This window comes from Paenibacillus sp. HJGM_3, assembly GCF_045062745.1.
Taxonomy (GTDB): domain Bacteria; phylum Bacillota; class Bacilli; order Paenibacillales; family NBRC-103111; genus Paenibacillus_AA.
On sequence record NZ_JBJGED010000017.1, the window covers coordinates 100,306 to 120,005 of the forward strand.

The following is a 19,700-nucleotide window of genomic DNA, read 5'->3' on the forward strand; positions in this document are numbered from 1 at the left end:
GCGTGCTATTACTCTTAAAGGTATTGTATGTTACTATATAGAGTAATAACCCAATGACGGAGTGATGCCATGCTATACGAAGAGCAAATCGAAGTGATTCCGGACGTCGTCTATTGTACGACCGACTCCGGGCTGGAATTGAAGCTTGACCTCTACCGGCCGAAGCCTGAGTGGCGCCCCACTCCTTTGCCGGTTGTGATCTTTTTACACGGAGGCGGCTGGGAAACGGGAGATAAGGGCTCCAAGCTCGGGGTAGGGTCAAGCAAATATTTGGCCAAAAACGGGTTCTGCAGTGTGAGCGTGAATTATAGATTGTCCGATATCGCCCCCTTCCCTGCCCAGATTCATGATGCCAAGGCTGCTGTCAGGTGGGTTCGTTCCATGGCAGAGCGGTACGGACTTAACCCTGATCGGATCGGGGTATGGGGTCATTCCGCCGGCGGTCATCTGGCCGCTTTATTAGGCGCCTCCTCCAATGTTCCTGCATTAGAAGGCGACGGTGGGTGCGCAGCATACTCCAGTCAAGTTCAAGCTGTCGTCACATCCGCAGCCCCGATTGATTTAATGCAGATGGGCGGGTGGCACAATCATCCCGATTCTTCTGAATCGCGACTTGTCGGCGGGCCGTTGCTGGACAATAGGGCTGTCGCCGAATCCGCTAACCCCTTGAGCTATATAACCGGGACCCTATCCACTCCCTATCTCATCCTGCACGGAACCGAGGACGAAATTGTTCCATACGCGCAAGCCGAGCTGCTCTACGAGGCGGTCCCGCAAGCCACACTGATTCGAATCAAAGGCGGCGACCATGACTACACGGGAGGCAATCTGTTCTGGGACGAAATTTATGGCATCGTGTTGGCCTTCTTCCATAGGCACATCGTGCAGTCGCCTGAGCTGGAAGAGGAAATCCAGAGACGACGGGAGTACATGGCCCAGCAAGTTAAAAGGTTTAGCCGAGAGTAACCCAATGTCAGCCTACGTTACGCCAAAAGCCGACTGTCCGCAGTCAGCTTTCATTTAGCTCCTTTTATTTGAGCTTCTTTTTGAACCCTAAATGAGTTTGAGAGCTATATCCTACTGACTCATAGAACTTTACTGCGTCAACTCTATTTCTCTCCGTTACAAAGATCACTTGGGTGCAGCCCTTCAAATATTTTAATGAGGCCGCCGCTCCGACTATTTATGCCGGGCGGCGGCCTTTCGTTAGCATTGCTTACGCCGTTTCACTCTTGGCGAGATTGCGGTATTGAATCGGCGTAATGCCTTCCGCTTTTTTGAATTTGCGAATGAAATTCGTCGAATCGATATAGCCGACCTCGTTCATGATGTCTTTGAGAGGCAATTCGGTCGTCTTCAGCAGCTTTTTCGCCTGCTCCATCCGAAGGGAATCGATGTACTTCATGAGCGGCAGGCCGGTGTGGTCTTTGAAGAACCGCGTCGCGTAGGACGGCGAGACGCCGAACCGGGTGGCGAGCGATTCGAGGTCGAGCGAATGATCCGCGTAATGGACCGCCACGTACGATTTGAGCTGTTCCAGCAGCTCTATATTTTTGCTTTCCTTCTTCGCTTCCACGTACCGGCATACTTTGCGGCAGATCGAGATCAGCAAGCTCTCGAGCTCCTCGATCGTTTCAAAACGAGGCACGAACAGCTGCTGCATCGTTTCGCCGAGATCGTCGTCTATATCGATTTCCAGCTCGATGAGCGTTTTCATCATGTTGTTCACAATATCGAAGCAGATGCACTGGGCGGCCTCGAGCGACACGTCCGATTCCACGATATGACTGAACGCCTCGCGCACCGCCGGTTCAACCTGCAGCATATTCCCTTGCTTGATCGCTTTGACGAGCCGGTCGGTCCGCTCGACGGGATAAGCGTATTCGCCCCTTGTGCGCGGCTCGATTTCACTGAATAGAAAGACCTGATCGCTGCCTTTCACGAACCGGTATCGGGAGGCATGGCTGGCTTCTACGAACGATTTCGGGACGCCGGACAAGTCATCGCAGATGCCTCCGATGCCCACCGTAACGGTGAGCCGGAAATATTGCCGGAAAACGGCTTTCGCCTTCTCCGCCAGCTCCTTCAAGACGGCCGTATCGTCGAAGCCCTCGTTCAAGTTCACCAGGAAGGCGATGCTCCGTCCATCCATCAGCTCGGCTCCATACCCGGCTCCCGATTCGAGAGCCAGCTCCTCGACCACCTTCGTCAGGCTGTAAGTCAGCACTTCCTGCATCTTCTCCGAGTTCTCGCTGCGGAACCGGTTGTAATCGTCAATCAAGACGACCAGAACGGCGTAATACGGCTTATCCAGCTGAATGCCCGAAAATTGCAGCATGTCGCACATTTCCGCCCTCGTACTCAGCTTGCCCTTCAGCAGCGTTAGCAGCATTTGCTCGCGAAGCGTGCTGCCTTGGCTGCGCAATTGATGCTGCAGGCTTTGCTTCTCGTTGGCCATCTGACCGACCGCCCGCGAAATATAGGCGATTTCGTCCTTAAGCTTGAGCGGCGGCTCGGCCCGCGCTTCACTGGACACGATCCCGGCCAGCAGTCTGAGCGGCCGGTAGTGGCGGATGGAGAAACCGAAGGCTATGGCGACTCCGATCAGAAATACGGCTGCCACGGTGGCGGTAAAAATGCCTTGATTGTCATTCACCTTCCGCATCCATTGGTCGGTCGGCAGCACCGCTATATAAGACCATTGACGGATGGCCGACGTATGAATAAGCACCGAAAACTTGCGTCCGTCCAGGGACAGCTCGCTGACCGCGGGTCGATCCGGACGGAGGTCGATCTCGCCCAGCAGCCGTTTGCCGTAGTCTGCGGATTCGCCTTGCGACTTGTTGAACACGACTTCGTTCTTCTCATTCAGAATGAACAGAAAGCCGCTCGACTCTGTCAGCACGCCCTGAGCCAAGTCTGAAAGCGCTTGCTCCCGAATCAAGAAAAGCGCAACGCCGTAAGGAACGTCGGCATTCAGCGGAACGGGCGCCATATAAGTCGCATATCGCCGCTCTTCGAACTTGTTAAACAGAACCGGCTCGATCCCTCTAATACGCGGCGCGGACAAAGAGTGCGCGGTTTCGATGAATTCCGCTTTACTCCAATTGCGGTACCGGTAGATCGTATCGAAGAACGAGTCGGAATTGTACGTTCCGCTTGCAGCATAAAGCTGTTTCGTGTTCGGATCGTTGAAGGACAGGATGACATCTTCGATGAACAAGTTCGTCGACAAATATTGCTTCAGCTCGGTAACGGCCTGCAGCGAGCCGTAGCCTCCGTCCGTCGCCATATAGGGCGCGAGCTGCGGATTGGAGGACAGCTGGGAGGCGAGCCGGTTCATCTCATGCAAGCGCAAATCGACCGCATCCCGAAACTGGCCGAGAGCGGCGACCGTCGTATTCTCCACTTCCTTGCGGAGCGTCTGGAAAAAACTGTTGTACACGACGCCGCTTACGGCAACAAGCAACACGACCACCAACACAATGTAGGAAAGCAAGTAGTTATAGAATCGTTGGCTGCGAATCATGCTCATCTTGTGGTTCCTCCTTAGTGGCTCAGGGGGCAGATCAGCTTAAACGGGCAAGGTGCGCCCCGGAGAACGCACCGCCGAAACTATCATTTCGCAAGTTATTTTTTGTACCGGTCGTACGCGGCCTGATAAATTTGCATAAATTCATCAAGACGCATCTTTTTGAGCGTGGCGACATAATTATCCCACTCGGAGAACGGCGCTTTGCCGGATACGAATTTGGCGGCCATTTCCGTCACATACGTATTGATGTCGGCGTTCAGAGCGGCCATCCTCGTATTCTCTTCGGCGGTGTAGTTGAATGTCGGCCACAGCTCGTTCGGCATATATTTCTTGAACTTCTCGGCGGCCTGAATCGATTCGGGCTGCGATTCGGCGCCCTTGAAAAACTTTTGCTGGACCATATTCGGGTAGCCGCCGCCCGGCCATACGACATATTTCACAAGCGCTTGCTCGAACGTCAGGCCGTTCGGATTGTTCGTAATTTCTTTCGTATACTGCAAATCGCCGGAGGCGGTTTTCTCGTACGACTTGCCCTCGAAGCCCATGAAAAACATTTTGCTGCCTTCTTCGCCGTACAGATGGTCCATCCAGCGAACGGTCGCTTCCGGATATTTGTTTTTGTCGGTAATGACGAAGGCGCCCGAATTCGCGAGCGGGGAGCCGACCGCCGAATAGACTTGATCGCCGTGAGGTCCTTTGAGCGCGCTGGCTCCGATATATCCCGGCTGGTTCATGAGGGTATACGGGCTGGTGGTAATGGTCGCTCCATATAAGCCTTTCGCGCCGGTGGCATAGAACTGGTTCGCTTGAATCGTAAAAATGTCTTCGGCGATCAGCTTCTCGCTATATAGCTTGTTCAAATACTGGAGCATCTCCAAGTATTTCGGATCGGTCGGGATAAACCTCAGCTTGCCGGAGCTGTCCATATCCACATTTGCATGGCGCGTTCCCCGGGTTCCCAGTCCCCACGCTCCCTTGAAGTAGCTAATGATAGACGGCAGGCCGACCACCTCGAACGGAATTTCATCCGCTTGATTGTTGCCGTTCGGATCTTTTTCTTTAAACGCCTTCAGCATGTTGTAGAAATCGTCGGTCGTTTCCGGTTCCTTGAGTCCCAGCTTGTCGAGCCATTCTTTGCGGATCCATACTTTGCCGCCGCCCAGAACGGATGTAAACTGCGGATCGTAAATGGTTGGGAACGAGTAGATGTTGCCGTCCGGCATCGTAAGCCCTTTGCGAACCTCCGGGTACTGATCCAACAGCTTTTTCAAGTTCGGCGCATAGTTGTCGATGAGCGTGTTCAGCTTGATGAAAGTGCCCTGCGTACCGTATTTCAGCAAATCCGTCGCCGGGATGCCCGCCGTGAAGAACGCATCCGGGTAATCGCCGCCGGCCAGCATAATATTTCGTTTCTCCGTCAAGTTGTCGGTGGGAACCATTTCCCACGTGACATGGATGTTGGATTGCTTCTCATATTCCTGCCAGAGCATGACCTCGTTCCAGTTGGACGCGGTCGTCGGCGCTTTGCCTGCGATCATTTTCAGATTGATCTTCTCGGCTACGATCGGCATGCCCGCCTTATTGACACCGGTGTCTTTCGATTGGGGGCTTTCCGTTTTTTTAGTACCTCCGTCGGAGCAGGCCGAGAGAACGGTAAGCGGGACGATCACGGATAACAGCGCGGCTGTCGTTTTTCTCATTTTCATCATAAACCCTCCATATCGTTTCCTCTGAATGAAATCAGCCCTTCACTGCGCCAATGACGAGTCCTTTGACGAAATAACGCTGCAGGAACGGATATAACAGCAGGACGGGCAGGTTCGCGATAATCACGACCGCATACTTGATCGATTCCCCTTCCATGACGCTTTTGGCGAGTGATTCCTCGCTGGTCTCGACCATGTCCTTCAAATTGCTTTGGATCAGGATCTCCCGAAGCACCAGCTGAAGCGGGTATTTGCTGCGATCGGTCAAATAGATCAAGGCGCTGAAGAACGAGTTCCAATGGGCGACGCTATAAAACAAGGTCATGACCGCTATGATGGGCAAAGATAACGGCAAAACCATTCGGAGCAAAATTTGAACGTTGGAGCACCCGTCGATTTGCGCCGATTCCTGGATTTCAAGAGGGATGCTCTGCTGGAAAAACGTGCGCATAATGATGACGTTCCATATGGCGATGGCATTGGGGATAATGAGTGCCCACATCGTGTTGACCATGCCTAGGCTTTTGACAAGCAAATAGGTCGGAATGAGCCCGCCGCTGAAAAACATCGTGAACACGAACAGGGCGGTGAAGAAGCCGCGGCCGACGAAATCTTTGCGGGAGAGCGGATAGGCTGCCAAAATCGTCATGATGAGATTGATCGCCGTCCCGACAACGGTGTAAAGGAGCGTATTCGCATAACCTTGCAAAATGTCGTTGTTTTGGAACACCTTCTCATACCCGCGTAACGTCAAGCCTTCGGGCCAGAGCCATACTTCTCCGCCGAGAACCTTGGCGGGGTCGCTGATCGAGGCGACCAGCACGAACAGCAGCGGATACAGCACGGCGATCAGGACGAGAACGAGCAGCGCATGAATGAGGAAGTCCAACAGCTTGTCGCCGAACGATTCTTTTACCATAAGCTCGTTTCACCGGCCTTTCTGGCGATGTAGTTGACGGTTACGAGCATGATGAAGTTGACGACCGAATTGAAAAGCCCGACGGCGGACGAGAAGCTGTATTGCGCTTCCAAAATCCCACTCCGGTATACGTACGTGGCGATGATGTCCGAGCTCTCCATATTCAGGCTGTTCTGCATCAAGAATACTTTTTCGAAGCCGACGCCCAGAATGGAGCCTACATTCATGATTAGGAGAATGATGATCGTGGGCAAAATGCCCGGCAGGTTAATATGCCAGATTCGTCTGAGCCGGCTGGCGCCGTCGACTTTGGCCGCTTCGTGAAGTTGCGGATCGATGCCGGTCAGGGCGGCCAAATAAATGATGGAGCTCCACCCCATCTGCTGCCATACGCCGGAGAAGACGTAGATCGTTTTGAACCAGGCCGCCTCCGTCAGGAACGAAATCGATTCTCCGCCGAACCATCCGATCAGCAGGTTCACGATCCCGTGCTTGGGCGACAAGAAGATGATCAGCATGCCGACGAGCACGACGGTCGATAAAAAGTGTGGGGCGTATGTGACCGTTTGTACCGTTTTCTTAAACCATTTCGAACGTACTTCGTTAATCAGCAGGGCCAAAACAATCGGTACGGGAAAGCCGACGATCAGTTCGTAAATGCCGATGCCGAGCGTATTACGGATCAGGCGCCAAAAATAGTAGCTGTCAAAAAACCGCCGGAAGTGGTCGAAGCCGACCCACGGACTGCCGCTGATCCCTTTGGAGGCGATAAACTCTTTGAAGGCGATTTGGACCCCGTACATCGGGATGTAGTGAAACAGGATGTAGTAGACGACAACAGGCAAAATCAAGACGTATAAGTCCCAGTTCTTCATCAGCGAACGTCCAAGGGGAGAACGCCGGGACAAGGGTGCTGCTGCTGTTGCTGCTGTCGATGCCGGAGGAGCTTGCTTCAAAAGCGGGTCACCGTCCTTCCGTGTAGCTTAAGCAAGGGGCCCCTTGCAGCCCTTATCTTATTTTAAACCGCTTTCATCGTCCATCGGCAGTTTTTGAGGCGATCGGCTAATCTTTACATCTTGTGCAACTTTCCTTTTTGGCGGCACGTCTAATCGAGTAGAACAAATTGGAAAACGCGACCCAGCTTCGACCGCACTGTCTACACCTATACCCGCAGGAGGAATTTAGGATGAAAAAATGGATACTCCCCGCACTGCTGATTCTCGTGCTGCTGGTGGCGATCATCCCGGCCTTCGCCGCACCGCCCGGCGCCGGTACGAACGGCGCCGCCCCTACGGCATCGGCCAATGAGGTCGAGGTCAACATCTCGCTGCGCGGACAGCCGATGGCCGTCGAGCGCGCCCCCTTCCTGGCGGACAACGTGACGCTCGTCCCGCTACGCAGCATCGCCGAGGCGCTGGGCGCCCAGGTCGACTACAACGAGAGCGACCACACGATCCAGCTTCGCAAAGACAGCTCGGTGGTCCACCTTACCCTGGGTTCGCTGTCTGCCCAGAAGAACGGCCAGCTCATCACGCTGGAAGCCGCCCCGCGCCTGTCCGGCGATATTACGATGGTGCCCGTCCGCTTCATCAGCGAGACGTTCGACATGCTCGTCACATGGGACGACGCCACCCGGACCGTGCATCTGAACGACCTGCAGCAATTGCCGACGGTCGGCTCCCTGGACAATCTGAAGAAGCTCGTGGAGGAAGCGCGCACCTCCATGAACGGGTCGTACGCCGTCGCAATGACGGATTCGATGGCGGTCTCGAAGGAGGCGGTGAGAGCGCCGCAAGCCGCGGCTGAATCCGGCGCAGGCAGCTCCGCCAATGCAGCCGACCAGAAGAGCAAGTCCGGCGACTACTCGACGACGAATACGCAAGTCGAAGGCGTCGACGAAGCCGACGTCGTGAAGACGGACGGGACCTATCTGTACCAAGTGAACCGGATGTCGAACGAAGTGCTGATCACCCAGGCCTATCCATCTACGGAGATGAAGCTGGTCAGCACATTGAATTATAAGGACCAGAACTTCAGTCCGACTGAATTGTATGTAGACGACCGATATTTGGTCGTCATCGGCAACGCCTACCAGCCGATCGGGAAACCGACCCCGATGCCGATGCCGATGGAATCGAGCTCCAGTTCCAGCAACAGCTCCAACTCCAGCTTAGCCTCGGGTTCGGGCTCGAGCAGCGCCTCGACGGGAGCGGCTGCCCCTGGCAGTGCCCCTGTCTCCAGCGGCGCCGGCTCCAGCGGATCGACAGGCGCAGCCACATCGTCGATTGCCGCCTTGCCGAGCGCCAAGGTAGTAGCCGACGGCATGATGATCTACCCCGGCTATTCCCGCAGCACGCTCAAAGCTTACATCTACGACATCGCGGACAAGGCCAATCCGAAGCAAGTACGCGATCTGGAGCTGGAAGGCTCCTACGTGTCCTCGCGCAAAATCGGCTCCGCCCTGTACCTTGTGGCGAATCAGTATGTGAACCTGCCTTACGCGGTGAAGCAGCCGGCAGCTATAACAAAGGACGCCATCGCCGTTCCGCCCACGCCGCCGGAATCGTCCGTCGCCCCTTCCTACCGGGACTCCGCGGTATCGAACGATTTCCGAACGATGGATTACGGCGACATCCGCTACTTTCCGGGCTCCGTAGAGAGCAACTACATGATCGTAGCCGGCCTGGACCTGAACAATCTGGAGAAAAGCATGAATGTCAGCGCCTACCTGGGCTCCGGTCAAAACGTGTTTGCGTCGGATCAGAATTTGTACGTCGCTGTCACCAAGTATACTCCGATTCCGACCGACGCCGCTCCGCAGGATTCGACGAGCCCGATTACGCCTGAGAAGAAACGGCTGATAGCTCCACGAACCGAGCCGAATACGACGGTGTACAAATTCCGGCTCGATCAAGGCAGCACGAAGTACGTAGCCCAAGGCGACGTGCCTGGCACGGTGCTGAACCAGTTCTCGATGGATGAATACAACCAGCATTTCCGCATCGCCACGACGAAAGGCTACATGTGGGCGAACGGCGCGGATACGTCGAAGAACAACGTCTATATCCTGAATGAGGCGCTGACGATAACCGGCAAGCTCGAGAATATCGCACCTGGGGAGCGCATCTACTCGACCCGCTTCATGGGGAACCGCGCTTATATGGTGACTTTCAAGAACGTCGATCCGCTCTTCGCGCTCGACCTGAGCAACCCGAGCAATCCGACCATTCTGGGCGCCCTCAAAATTCCGGGCTACAGTGATTACCTGCATCCGTACGATGAGAACCACCTGATCGGCTTCGGGAAAGAAACGGTGGAAACGACCATTAAAGGCGGAGCCCCCGGAGTCCCGGATCAGACGATGGCTTATTACCTGGGGATGAAAATCTCTCTATTCGACGTCACCGACGTAGCCCATCCGGTAGAGCAATTCAAGGAAGTGATCGGCGACCGGGGCACGTATTCCGAGCTGCTGAACAACCATAAAGCGCTCCTGTTCTCCAAGGAAAACAATCTGCTTGCGTTTCCGGTGACGGTCATGACCGTTAAGAACAATACGACGGACCGGAACGGCATGCCCGCCTACGGCCAGTTCGACTTCCAAGGCGCTTATGTGTATAACCTCGATCTGCAATCCGGGTTCAAGCTGCGCGCCCGCATCACACATATGACGGAGGACGAACGCCTCAAGTCCGGCAACGGCTACTACAACGGGGCCCATAACGTGGACCGCATTCTGTACATCAAGGATACGCTCTATACGTTGTCGCCCGGCATGATCAAGACGAACGACCTGCTTACGCTCAAAGAGAAGGACAGCTTGCCGCTGCCGACTCCTACGAAGTAAAGCCAACCAAAGGACTGTCAGGTTTGACTTGGCAGTCCTTTGCCATCCCCCTATCGCTAAGGAGTGACTAGCCATGCGAAAAATCTTATTCGGCTTCGTGCTCGGCGCCGCGGTATCGTTATCCTCGGTCGCCTACGCTTCCGATTCCATTCAAGCGTTCCTGTACCAAGCCAAGCTGATCATCAATGGGCAGGAAAAGAACCCGGAGGCAAGCGGCTACCAGATGCTGAACTATGAGGGGCACGCGTATGTTCCGCTCCGCTATGTGGCCGAACAGATGGGCACCGCGGTAAGCTACGATGATGCGACCAAGTCGATTACTCTCGACGACGGGTTCAATATCGCTGCCTCCTCGCCCGGATACGTGAGAGCCGGACACCTCAAGGTGACGCCGGACAACGGACATTCGAAGATTGACGTGCAGGTGTATTTCCCCGGCGTCCCTGAAGCCGACTCCCGCGTATTGGGCTATCCGCAGCGAGGGCCAGGCATAGAAATTAGCGGCAAGCTCGTCTTCTGGAACGAACAAGGCTTGCAGATGGAGCAAGTCCCATTCAAGACTACACTGATGGACGGCATTCAAATCGCTCCCCTCCAGCTCACGAGCCAAACCGATTTGTCCGGCTACAAGGCGGTGACCATCACGGATCCGATTCCGGTCCACATCAGCCTCCCTTACCCGCCGGACCTCATCATGGGCACCCAGGATGCAGGGAAGCAAATCCGCTTCGGGGTCAAGAACAGCATCGGAAAGCGGGTCGGCGACTTCACCCTGTTCCAAATGTATATTAGCTCCACATCGCAGGACTTCTTCGGTCCCGTCGAGGCGACCATCACGTTCTATGGGGAGCAGCAAGAGAAGCTGGGGACCGCCTTGGTCAAGACCCGATTGAGTGGGGGGAGCGCGCAGCTGGTCGAAGTATTGGGCCGAGGCGATCTGACCGGCTACAAAACGATGTCGGCCGAGGTCACCAGCATGAAGGCGGAGCCGAGTTACGCCCGCAAGCTGTTCCTAAACTCCGGCTTGCTCACCGATGCCGCCAAGGGACGTCTAACGCGCATGGAGTTCGGCCTTGGCGCCACCCGGGCCGAAGTGACGGCCGCCTGGGGCCAAGCGCAAACCACCGGCTCACGCCAGACGCAGTATGAGGGGTGGGGCGACTATCAGATTTACTTCTCCGGACCGAATGCGACGGTTGGCGCCATCGGCATAGACGGAGAGAGCATCCGCTTCACAGTCGATGAAGTGAAGCAGCTGCTGGGGCCACCCGAATATGAGGGCACGAGCTTGGTCGTCGAGGGCTGGGAGTTGAACTACAAGGCCGGAGATTATATGCTGTATATGGAAGCGGATAAGCCGGACGGCACCGTCCGACACCTGACCTACAAGAAGCAGTAACAGGATGACGGTACAAGGAGCTCGTACACAATGTCAGACAACAACCGGATCTTCCTATACAGGGGCTGCTTGACCGGGTTCCTCATCATGATCCCCATCTGGGCGATCGTGTTCTATCTACTATGGCGTTATGTATTCTAACGCGCAGCAGGGCCGTCTCGTTGGAGACGGCCCTGCCCTGTTTTGTCTTGCCTCTATTCCCTTAGCGTCCACGGCTGCGTCTCGGGCTGCGGCAAGTTCAAGGCTTGGATGCGCGCTTTGCCTTCCGCCGACAGTCCGACCGCCCATTTTACGAAGAACTCCGTGAGATCGTGGCCCGCCACGCTGGACGCCGTAACCGCAAAGGTGTCGATCTGCTCCTGGTTCGTCTTGGGCAGCCGATCCTTCGGCATTTCCCGGTAAATCGTAAACATGCGGGTATAGAAGTCCCAGCCATAAGCCAGCTGCAGCTGTTTGAACAACACCAGGCGATCATAGTTGTCCGTCTGCCCGTATTTTTTGTTCGGATCCGTGCTGGCCAAAAATTCCTCGGCTCGCTGATAGTACGTTTTGCCGCCTTTCGTCTTGAGCAGTTCCGACGGATTGCCGAACTTCTCCTGCATGTACAGGGAGAAGATGTTCACCGTCACTTCCCCCACATCGCTCCAGGTCCACGCGCTCTGCTGGTACTCGTGCCCGAGCTCGTGCCAGTAGCCCCAAGCTTTCGTCTTGACGTAATCCAGATTCACCAAATCCCGGCCCGCGCCCAACGGAGCCATAATCGGGTATCCGGCATGCAGCGCTCCGGATTTGATCTGCCGGTCGACCACGTAATAGCGGGGGTATCGATCCGCCAGATGCGGCAGCGGCGCTTGCAGGGACTGGCCGGACAACCGGTCGGAGCTGTCGACGATATCGTCCCACGTCTTCATCAGCTCCTCCGGATTCGCGAGATCCCGGATGAACTCGGAGGGCACGTTCAGCACGATGCGGCCGCTCTTCAATTCCGCGATCGGGGTAGCCGGGTTGCTCCGCATCGCGTCCCACTGGGCGGCGGTCGTCTTCCCGAGCTCATAATACGGCGCTTGAACCGCTCCGCTGATCCGGATCGTCACCTTCTGGCCCGGCGTCGGCTTCATCGGGATCAGGTAAATCATGCCCCCGTACGGACTGTTCACCTGCACGGTTCCCGGTGTCAGCTTCTTGAAGTGCACGAGCAGCGGTACCCGGTTCCACGTGGCGGTGCCGCGCAGATCGTCGTCGTGTGAACCGATCTGGACGGATACGTTCTCGGCGCCCGGAGGGACTTCGAGCGTGACGACTTTCCCCGGAGGCGCATATAGACCGGTGCTGACCCAATTTTTATTCGGCAGCCGGAGGGAATAATTCATATCCAGCGGAAAATCGAGATCCACCTCCACCTCTCTGCCGTTCACCGCCTGAGCCTGCTCCGCTACCTTCCCTGGGAAATCGTCCGCGTAAGGCGATTTCACGTTATCGGGATTGAGCGTAAAATGGCTGAATTCGAAGTTCAACAGAGCGTTGCGGTACGGCTGATCCACTTTGACGATCGGAAAGGACACTTGACCGTATCGCTTCACTTCATTTTGCGCCCACGCGTACAGCGGTGTTTCCGGCGTGATCGTCTCCAGCGTTTCCATGAGGACATCCGTCAGCAGCTGGCGTTTCTTGGCTGCGGTGGCTCCGGGCAGCCCGATATCGATCTGCTCGATGGTCAGCGTCCCTTCCTCCAGCGCTCTTCCCTGCTCCAGCCGGCTGTTGATATGATTGTTTCTCGACTGCTCGGCCGTCATTACAGTCGGTGTGGCGTTCGCCGTAACTTCCCGGTTCATGAGCGACAGGCCCGCCCGATTGAGCAAGCGCTGCACGGGAAAGTCGCTGCTGATGCGCGCCCCCCGCCAGTTGCCGATTCTGGCCCGTTCTTCGATCGGAGTATTGCGTGTGATGTCTTCCAGGGTTCTGCCGTTTTGGGTCACGATGACGGCACCGCCCAACCGGACGTATTGATCGAGCGCCTCCAGATCGGCTTCCGTCATCGTAATATCCACATACGCGACCGCAACCTTTTGCGGATTCAAGTTTTCCGACGTCCAGCTGTCAATCCGGACCACTTCGATCGGAAGGGACGGATCCACGGCGAGTCGGTCGGAGGTCGTCATCAGCCGGATCTTCTTCTGGCCTTGGCTATCGAGCGCATCCGCATAGCGGTTCGTCTTATCGTTCCCGTTGCCGTTATTCGTATGGGACTTGTCGGTCAGCCACAGCAAGATGTTGCGTGCCAGCTTGCTCTGGATGTCATCTGCAGAAGCGAGGTTAAAATAGTTGGAGTTGCCGGCAACGACGATCCGGCCTTTCCCATACCCGGCCGCTCCGACGGCAGCAATCCCTTCGGACGCGCTGACCGCAAAAGCGGCATCGCTGACCACACCTACGCCGCCTGTACCGCTATAAATCGGAATGCCCGCCAAATCCCGGTACAGCATCTCCAAGTCTTGTTGCAGCACATCCTGCGAGGTCTGCGTACTGACCGTAGCCGCCGGGGCGCCTGTCTCTATGCCTTCCGCCATTGCGGCGGGAAGGGCTGGGGTTAACGATAACATGACGGAACAAAGGCATGTATGGAGAATGGCTTTGAACTTCATAATCCTCATCTTCCTTTCCGAATTGTGGATTGGGTAACCGGTCCATCAGCCTCTTACGGCCAACCTGTTGTAATAGTCCTCCAGTTCAATGGACTTCCCTCGGTTTAACCGGGACTCTTCGGCCGCGAACGCCATCAGATGACTGCGGACGGAAGCCGACGCCGAGGTCAGGCTTTCCCTGCCGTCATAGCTCCGAACTTCCTGGAGGAAACTGCGGACGATGCCGCCGTCGCCGCCGCCATGGCCTGTCGATTGGGTGGGAATTTCAATTTCGATCGTTTCATGAGTCAGAAAATCCATCAGCTTGATCTTACCGCCCTCGCCGCGGATTTCTCCGCGGGTGCCCATAATTTGTATTCGGCGTTCCTGATGCCGGGTCAGCCCGCTCATGCTGAACATGGCCGTGGCGCCGTCCGCGAATTCCATATTGACGACTTGATGATCGACGACATTATTGTCGCTTCGGTACACGCAGCGGCCGTAATCCGTCTCCCGCAAGCCTTGGATAATATTCTCGCGCGTCAGCTCTTCCGTGAAATGTCTCGCCCAGCCCATGCCTTCCCCCAGGTAAAAGCGGGGAGCCGAATAAGGGCACGTCGCTTCCGCCTCGCAGCCATCGAGGCAATAGTCTGTGGAGCCGGCCGGCGCGTTCCCAGTGTGGAAATGCATCAGCGAGCCGAACGAGCTGACGCGCACACAAGGCTGATCCATAAGCCAGGACAGGACGTCCATGTCATGACACGACTTGGACAGAATCATCGGGCTGGACTCGCCGGAATGGTTCCAATTGCCGCGGACGAAGCTATGGGCCATATGCCAGTAGCCGACATTCTCGTTCAGTTGAATCGATACAACTCGGCCGATGCGTCCTTCCGTAAGGAGTCGCTTGATCGCCGACCAGAACGGCGTATAGCGGAGCACATGGCAGATGGTCAACAGCCGGTCGTTCTCCTTGGCCGCTCGCTCCATGTCGATGCACTGCTGCGGATCCGGGGACATCGGCTTCTCCAATAGAACGTGATACTTCCGGTCAAGCGCCTTCATGGCCGGCTCGTAATGCAGGCGGTCCTGCGTGCAGATGAGGGCGATGTCGGCTAGCTTCTGCTGCGTAAGGAGCGGCTCCCACGTCAAGAACTGCCGCTCGGGCGGGATCTGGTGCGCCTCCGCGAATTTGGCCAATCGTGCCGGATTCGACTCCGCCACCGCTACGAATCTGAGTTCGTGCGGATAATCGAGGGCATAGGGCGCATACCCTCCCGCTCCTCTCGCTCCCGCACCGATCAATATAGCCGTCAATGGTTTCATAAAAGAATCTCTCCTACTCATAGTGTGCCTGCAGCCTGGGTTTACCGGGTGCATGCGCTTCCCGGTATTTGCCCGGGGGGACGCCCTCCAATTTCTTAAAGGCTCGAATAAAAACGACATCGTTGGTGTATCCGACCATCTGAGCCAGTTGCGCGTTCGTAAGCTCGGCCCCCTCCATCAGCTGTTTGGCCTTCTCGATCCGCGCCCGGGTGATCCGGTCGATCAAATTTTGGCCGCTCGCTTTTTTGAAGAAACTCGAGATGTATTGAGGCGTCATGCGGAAATGATCGGCGATCATGACGAGGCCGAGATTCGCATCGGACAAGTGGGTATCGATATAGACTTGGATCTCGCTCAGCAATTGTCTGCTATGGTCGCTCGGGTCGGTTCGGAATGACAGGGCCAGTCGTTCATAGAGCCGTTTCGTCGCGTTATGCATGTCTTCCGCCGTGGTGCATCCGAAGAGATGCTTTACCGGATCGAAGTTGCGGCCCAACAACGCCTCGTGATCGACGTCCGTCGAGTTCATGATTTTCAGGAACGTGCTCACGATGTTGAAGAACAGACATTTCCCCAGCTCCGGCGTCATTCCTTCCGAATGAATATTCATGGCGTAGATGTTGTCCAGCAGCTTGGCTACGTTCTCCACGTCCCCGCTCTTCACGTGATTGACCAGCTGGACCTCGAACTCGATCGGATAGTAATAATGATGCTTGGCCTCCCGGAGCTCCCCGAAATGAATAATGGCGTTGCGTCCCTTGAACATGCGGTAATCGAGGGCCGCCATCGCCTCGAGATAGGCGCTTCCGATCTTCCCGGCTCCCTCGTGTACGCTGCTGGCCGCAATTGTAGCGGTGACATGATACCGTTCCTTCATTAGGCGAAGAAGGGCTTCTGCCAGCTCTCGCAGTTCTTCCGCAAGTTGCTCGGCAGGCATCGGATGGAAATTGACGAGCAACGCCACGCGGTCACGCTCCAAATCGACCGCGAAGCCTTGATGACGAGAATTCGCGAGTTCGGTGCCGATATTCGAGATGATGAACCGGATTAGCCCCCACAGCCGCTCTGATCGGTCCTCAGAGAACCGCGAGATGTCCTCTACCTGTACGAGGAAGACGGCGAACACATTCGACACGAATTGTATGTCCGTGAAGCCAAGAGTGGGGTCCTCCTCCCCCGTCTGCTCCGGGTCGACGTAACCGCGGATCAACCGGGACAAGAAATCGGCTCGCATGACCGGCGTTTGCTGCGACAATCGGTTCCGCAGATGCCGTTCCTCCACGAAAGACCCTTCGATCGTTTGCCGGATAAAGTCATATTCGTTGGCAGCCGGCTTATCGGGGACCGGTTTGCCCTGCACGATCGCATCCACCACCCGTTTGACCGGACGGTAGTGGCGGTAGGCTAGCCAGCACGCCGCGACGACACCGGCAACAAGCGAAGCTATAAATAAGGACAGCGCCAGCTTCTTGATATACATGACGCGCTGCATGAACCGGTCTCTCGGCATGACCGAGACATAATGCCATCCGGCCTGCTTGGATTCCGTATAGGACACCATGCTCTCGGTGCCGTTCAGCGTTTCGTCGAACAACCCCGACGGTCCTGTCAGCCGTTCGAGGACCCTGTCCGGGAGCATAGCCCCCTTCTCGTTGCTGGCGACAATCATTCGATTGCGGTCCACGATATAGATCGTGCTGTCGTTCGCCGATTCGAGCTGGCGGAACATCTCCTGCACCTGCTGGGCGTCGATCAAGATGACAAGGGCGCCGCGCTTGCCGGATATTTCATGCAGCGGCAGCGACTGTACGTACGTGATGACGTCCGCCGGATTGCCGCCCGCCTCCTCCGGGTTCTGCAGCAGCACGGACGAAGGCAAGTACGCCATGTTGTGGGACCCGCCCAGTACCGATCGGCGCCATGTCTCGTAGTCCATCTGCGCGTATTTGTAATAGCTGTTGTAGAACATCCGGGCGTCCGTCCGCATATCCGGCTTCAGAATGACGTCCCCCGCCTGGAGATGGACGTAGAAATCTTTGACGAATCCGCTTACAAAGCTTTTGAAGCGGCTCAAGTATTCGCGAACAAACTCTACTTGCCGATAGGACTCCTCCTCGTCGGATCTGTCGCCGCTGAGCAGGTAACTGAGTTTCGGCTGGAACACGATCTGCTTGGCCAATATATCCACTTCTTTGAGCTTGTTGTCCAGGGAGAGCCGGAGCTGCTCCAGCATGGCCGAATTCGAACGCTCCGCATTGCTCTCCATGACATTCTCCACTTGGGCATACAGGAAGAGTCCCATCGCCATAGGAAGCATGAGAATCAGGAGGTTCGACACGATCATCGTTTTCAAGACTCGACTCCGGCCGCGTTTGCGCAGGCGGGGCAGAAGGTTGGATAGCGAAAGCATGATGCATTCCTCCATTGAAACCAGATGCGGAAATTAATCATGTAACTTCGCCGGCTAGCAAACGGATTCCTCTACAGGCCCACATGGTGAGTGAAGTCCTCCAGCTCCCTATTCCTTGATGGCGCCGATCAGGACGCCCTTGACGAAATATTTTTGCAGGAACGGGTACAAGAGCAGAATCGGCAGCGTCGATACGATAATCGTCGCGTACTTGATCGTCTCCGCGATGGCGAGTCTATCTTCTGCCGCGGCTCCCGTCATCATGTTGTCCGTCGTATTGGTGATCAGGATCTCCCTCAGCACCAGCTGCAGCGGGAACAGCTCCCGGTCCCTCAGATAGATGAGCGCGCCGAAGTAGGAATTCCAATGTCCGACCGCATACCAGAGAATCATGACCGCGATGACCGGCATGGACAGCGGGATGATGATCCGGAACAAAATGGTCAGATCGCTCGCCCCGTCGATCTTGGCGGATTCCTCCAGGCTGACCGGAACGGATTGAAAGCCCGTGCGCATAATGATCATATTGAACGTGCCGATCGCTCCCGGAATGAGCAGAGCCCAAACGGTGTTCAGCATACCTAGATGATTAATCAGCAGATAAGTGGGAATCAGCCCTCCGCCGAAAAACATCGTGATCACGATGAGCATCATCAACAAGTTCTTGAAATACAAATTCCTTCGCGACAGCACATAAGCGCCAATGGCCGTCGAGACCAAATTAATGGCCGTCCCGACCACGACGTAGAACAGTGTATTCCGATATCCCACTTGGATCATCGGATTGTTGAACACCGCCTTGTAGGCGTCCCAATTCAAGCCGAGCGGTCTTAGCAGCAGCCCCCGGTGCTGGGCGATCGAAGCGGGTTCGCTTAAGGAAGCGAGCGCCACGTACACGAACGGGTACAAGGTCACGAAGCAAAGCCCCAGCATGAACAGCACGTTGAAGACCCCGAAAGCTTTTTCCCCCGCGGACAATCGGTTCCGCATAGCTTCTTGCCCCCCTCTACCATAGTTTGTGTTCGCTAACCCGCTTGCTGATCGTGTTCGACAGGACGAGCAAGATGAAGCTGACGACGGAGTTGAACAGACCGACCGCCGTAGTGAAGCCGTAATCGGTCTCCAGCACGCCCCTCCGGTAGACGAACGTCGAGATGACGTCCCCCGTCTCGTACGTGAGCGGGCTGTACATGAGCAGCACCTTCTCGCTGCCTACGCTCATCATGGAGCCCATGTTGAGGATGAAGATGATGACGATCGTCGGCATCATGCCGGGCAATGTGATGTGCAGCATCTGCTTCCACCGGCCGGCCCCGTCCATCTTGGCGGCTTCGTACAGCGTCGGGTCGATCGTCGCGATAGCGGCGAGATAGATGATCGATCCCCAGCCTACGCCCTGCCAAATGCCCGAGCCGACGAACAAGGTCCGGAACCAGCCCGGCTCCTTCATGAAGACGATCGTCTCCAGTCCGAAGAAGGCCAGAATTTGATTGATAAGCCCGTCTCGGGCGAGAAAATCGTACATGATCCCGACAACGACGACGATCGAGATGAAGTGCGGCAAATAGGAAATCGTCTGCACCGCACGCTTGAACAGGCTGCTGCGGATTTCATTGAGCAGCAAAGCCAAGATGATCGGAGCCGGGAACGCGAATAGGAGCTCATAGACGTTAATCAGAAGCGTATTGCGCAGCAGCCTCCCGAAATAATAGCTGTCAAAAAATTTCTGGAAATGGTCGAAGCCGATCCAGGGGCTGCCCCATACCCCGTCTGCCACGCTGTAATCCTTGAACGCCATGAGCAAGCCGTACATCGGGGCATAATGGAACACCGCATAATAGAGCACGACCGGCAGCGCCAGCAAGTACACGAACCGGTTCCGTTTTAGATCTTTTGCCATCGTGGTCCATTTTCCCGCATTGCCGCCGGGAACAGCC

12 protein-coding genes are annotated in these 19,700 nt (G+C 55.9%); 3 read left to right on the forward strand and 9 right to left on the reverse strand.

Annotated features, from left to right (window positions below; translation table 11 throughout):
- The first annotated feature begins 69 nt into the window (after positions 1-69).
- Positions 70-966, forward strand: a complete 897-nt coding sequence (locus ACI5FR_RS19185) for an alpha/beta fold hydrolase (protein ID WP_405457201.1) — start codon at positions 70-72, stop codon at positions 964-966.
- A gap of 250 nt (positions 967-1,216) precedes the next feature.
- Here ACI5FR_RS19185 and ACI5FR_RS19190 read toward each other — a convergent pair whose 3' ends face one another.
- From ACI5FR_RS19190 to ACI5FR_RS19205, 4 genes are all read right to left on the reverse strand, one after another.
- Positions 1,217-3,535 (reverse strand): helix-turn-helix domain-containing protein, encoded by a 2,319-nt coding sequence (locus ACI5FR_RS19190; RefSeq protein WP_405457203.1) that lies wholly within the window; start codon positions 3,533-3,535, stop codon positions 1,217-1,219.
- 95 nt (positions 3,536-3,630) lie between these two features.
- Positions 3,631-5,241, reverse strand: a complete 1,611-nt coding sequence (locus tag ACI5FR_RS19195) for an extracellular solute-binding protein (RefSeq protein ID WP_405457204.1) — start codon at positions 5,239-5,241, stop codon at positions 3,631-3,633.
- 34 nt (positions 5,242-5,275) lie between these two features.
- Positions 5,276-6,160, reverse strand: a complete 885-nt coding sequence (locus ACI5FR_RS19200) for a carbohydrate ABC transporter permease (protein WP_405457205.1) — start codon at positions 6,158-6,160, stop codon at positions 5,276-5,278.
- On the reverse strand, positions 6,154-7,035 hold the full coding sequence (locus tag ACI5FR_RS19205) for an ABC transporter permease (protein WP_405457207.1): 882 nt from the start codon (positions 7,033-7,035) through the stop codon (positions 6,154-6,156). Before ACI5FR_RS19205 ends, ACI5FR_RS19200 begins: the two co-directional genes overlap by 7 nt.
- 311 nt (positions 7,036-7,346) lie before the next feature.
- Between ACI5FR_RS19205 and ACI5FR_RS19210 the strand changes: the two genes are divergently transcribed.
- Together ACI5FR_RS19210 and ACI5FR_RS19215 are read left to right on the forward strand one after the other, a co-directional pair.
- Positions 7,347-10,007 carry a beta-propeller domain-containing protein gene (locus ACI5FR_RS19210; protein WP_405457209.1) on the forward strand — a complete coding sequence of 887 codons (2,661 nt, stop codon included), beginning with the start codon at positions 7,347-7,349 and terminating at the stop codon, positions 10,005-10,007.
- A 73-nt stretch (positions 10,008-10,080) separates the two neighbouring features.
- A complete protein-coding gene (locus tag ACI5FR_RS19215; protein WP_405457210.1) occupies positions 10,081-11,406 on the forward strand; it encodes a stalk domain-containing protein in 1,326 nt (441 codons plus the stop codon).
- Positions 11,407-11,600: 194 nt separating this feature from the next.
- On the opposite strand, the gene ACI5FR_RS19220 is transcribed toward ACI5FR_RS19215, so the two are convergent.
- From ACI5FR_RS19220 to ACI5FR_RS19240, 5 genes are all read right to left on the reverse strand, one after another.
- Positions 11,601-14,048, reverse strand: coding sequence for a M60 family metallopeptidase (locus ACI5FR_RS19220; protein ID WP_405457211.1), 2,448 nt, complete (start codon positions 14,046-14,048; stop codon positions 11,601-11,603).
- A gap of 45 nt (positions 14,049-14,093) precedes the next feature.
- The gene (locus ACI5FR_RS19225) at positions 14,094-15,353 is read right to left on the reverse strand and encodes a Gfo/Idh/MocA family protein (RefSeq protein ID WP_405457212.1); all 1,260 of its coding nucleotides are present in this window, start codon (positions 15,351-15,353) and stop codon (positions 14,094-14,096) included.
- Between the two features lie 13 nt (positions 15,354-15,366).
- Complete coding sequence (locus tag ACI5FR_RS19230) at positions 15,367-17,763, reverse strand: helix-turn-helix domain-containing protein (protein WP_405457214.1); 2,397 nt, start codon at positions 17,761-17,763, stop codon at positions 15,367-15,369.
- Positions 17,764-17,871: 108 nt separating this feature from the next.
- Complete coding sequence (locus tag ACI5FR_RS19235; protein ID WP_405457215.1) at positions 17,872-18,753, reverse strand: carbohydrate ABC transporter permease; 882 nt, start codon at positions 18,751-18,753, stop codon at positions 17,872-17,874.
- Positions 18,754-18,769: 16 nt separating this feature from the next.
- Positions 18,770-19,663: an ABC transporter permease gene (locus ACI5FR_RS19240; RefSeq protein WP_405457216.1), complete on the reverse strand. Its 894-nt coding sequence runs from the start codon at positions 19,661-19,663 to the stop codon at positions 18,770-18,772.
- Between the last annotated feature and the right edge of the window lie 37 nt (positions 19,664-19,700).

Coding starts and splice junctions, on each gene's coding strand:
- ACI5FR_RS19235 (WP_405457215.1), bottom strand. CDS start 18,753: ATGCGGAACCGATTGTCCGCGGGGGAAAAAGCTTTCGGGGTCTTCAAC.
- ACI5FR_RS19190 (WP_405457203.1), bottom strand. CDS start 3,535: ATGAGCATGATTCGCAGCCAACGATTCTATAACTACTTGCTTTCCTAC.
- ACI5FR_RS19225 (WP_405457212.1), bottom strand. CDS start 15,353: ATGAAACCATTGACGGCTATATTGATCGGTGCGGGAGCGAGAGGAGCG.
- ACI5FR_RS19185 (WP_405457201.1), top strand. CDS start 70: ATGCTATACGAAGAGCAAATCGAAGTGATTCCGGACGTCGTCTATTGT.
- ACI5FR_RS19215 (WP_405457210.1), top strand. CDS start 10,081: ATGCGAAAAATCTTATTCGGCTTCGTGCTCGGCGCCGCGGTATCGTTA.
- ACI5FR_RS19230 (WP_405457214.1), bottom strand. CDS start 17,763: ATGCTTTCGCTATCCAACCTTCTGCCCCGCCTGCGCAAACGCGGCCGG.
- ACI5FR_RS19200 (WP_405457205.1), bottom strand. CDS start 6,160: ATGGTAAAAGAATCGTTCGGCGACAAGCTGTTGGACTTCCTCATTCAT.
- ACI5FR_RS19195 (WP_405457204.1), bottom strand. CDS start 5,241: ATGAAAATGAGAAAAACGACAGCCGCGCTGTTATCCGTGATCGTCCCG.
- ACI5FR_RS19210 (WP_405457209.1), top strand. CDS start 7,347: ATGAAAAAATGGATACTCCCCGCACTGCTGATTCTCGTGCTGCTGGTG.
- ACI5FR_RS19220 (WP_405457211.1), bottom strand. CDS start 14,048: ATGAAGTTCAAAGCCATTCTCCATACATGCCTTTGTTCCGTCATGTTA.
- ACI5FR_RS19240 (WP_405457216.1), bottom strand. CDS start 19,663: ATGGCAAAAGATCTAAAACGGAACCGGTTCGTGTACTTGCTGGCGCTG.
- ACI5FR_RS19205 (WP_405457207.1), bottom strand. CDS start 7,035: ATGAAGAACTGGGACTTATACGTCTTGATTTTGCCTGTTGTCGTCTAC.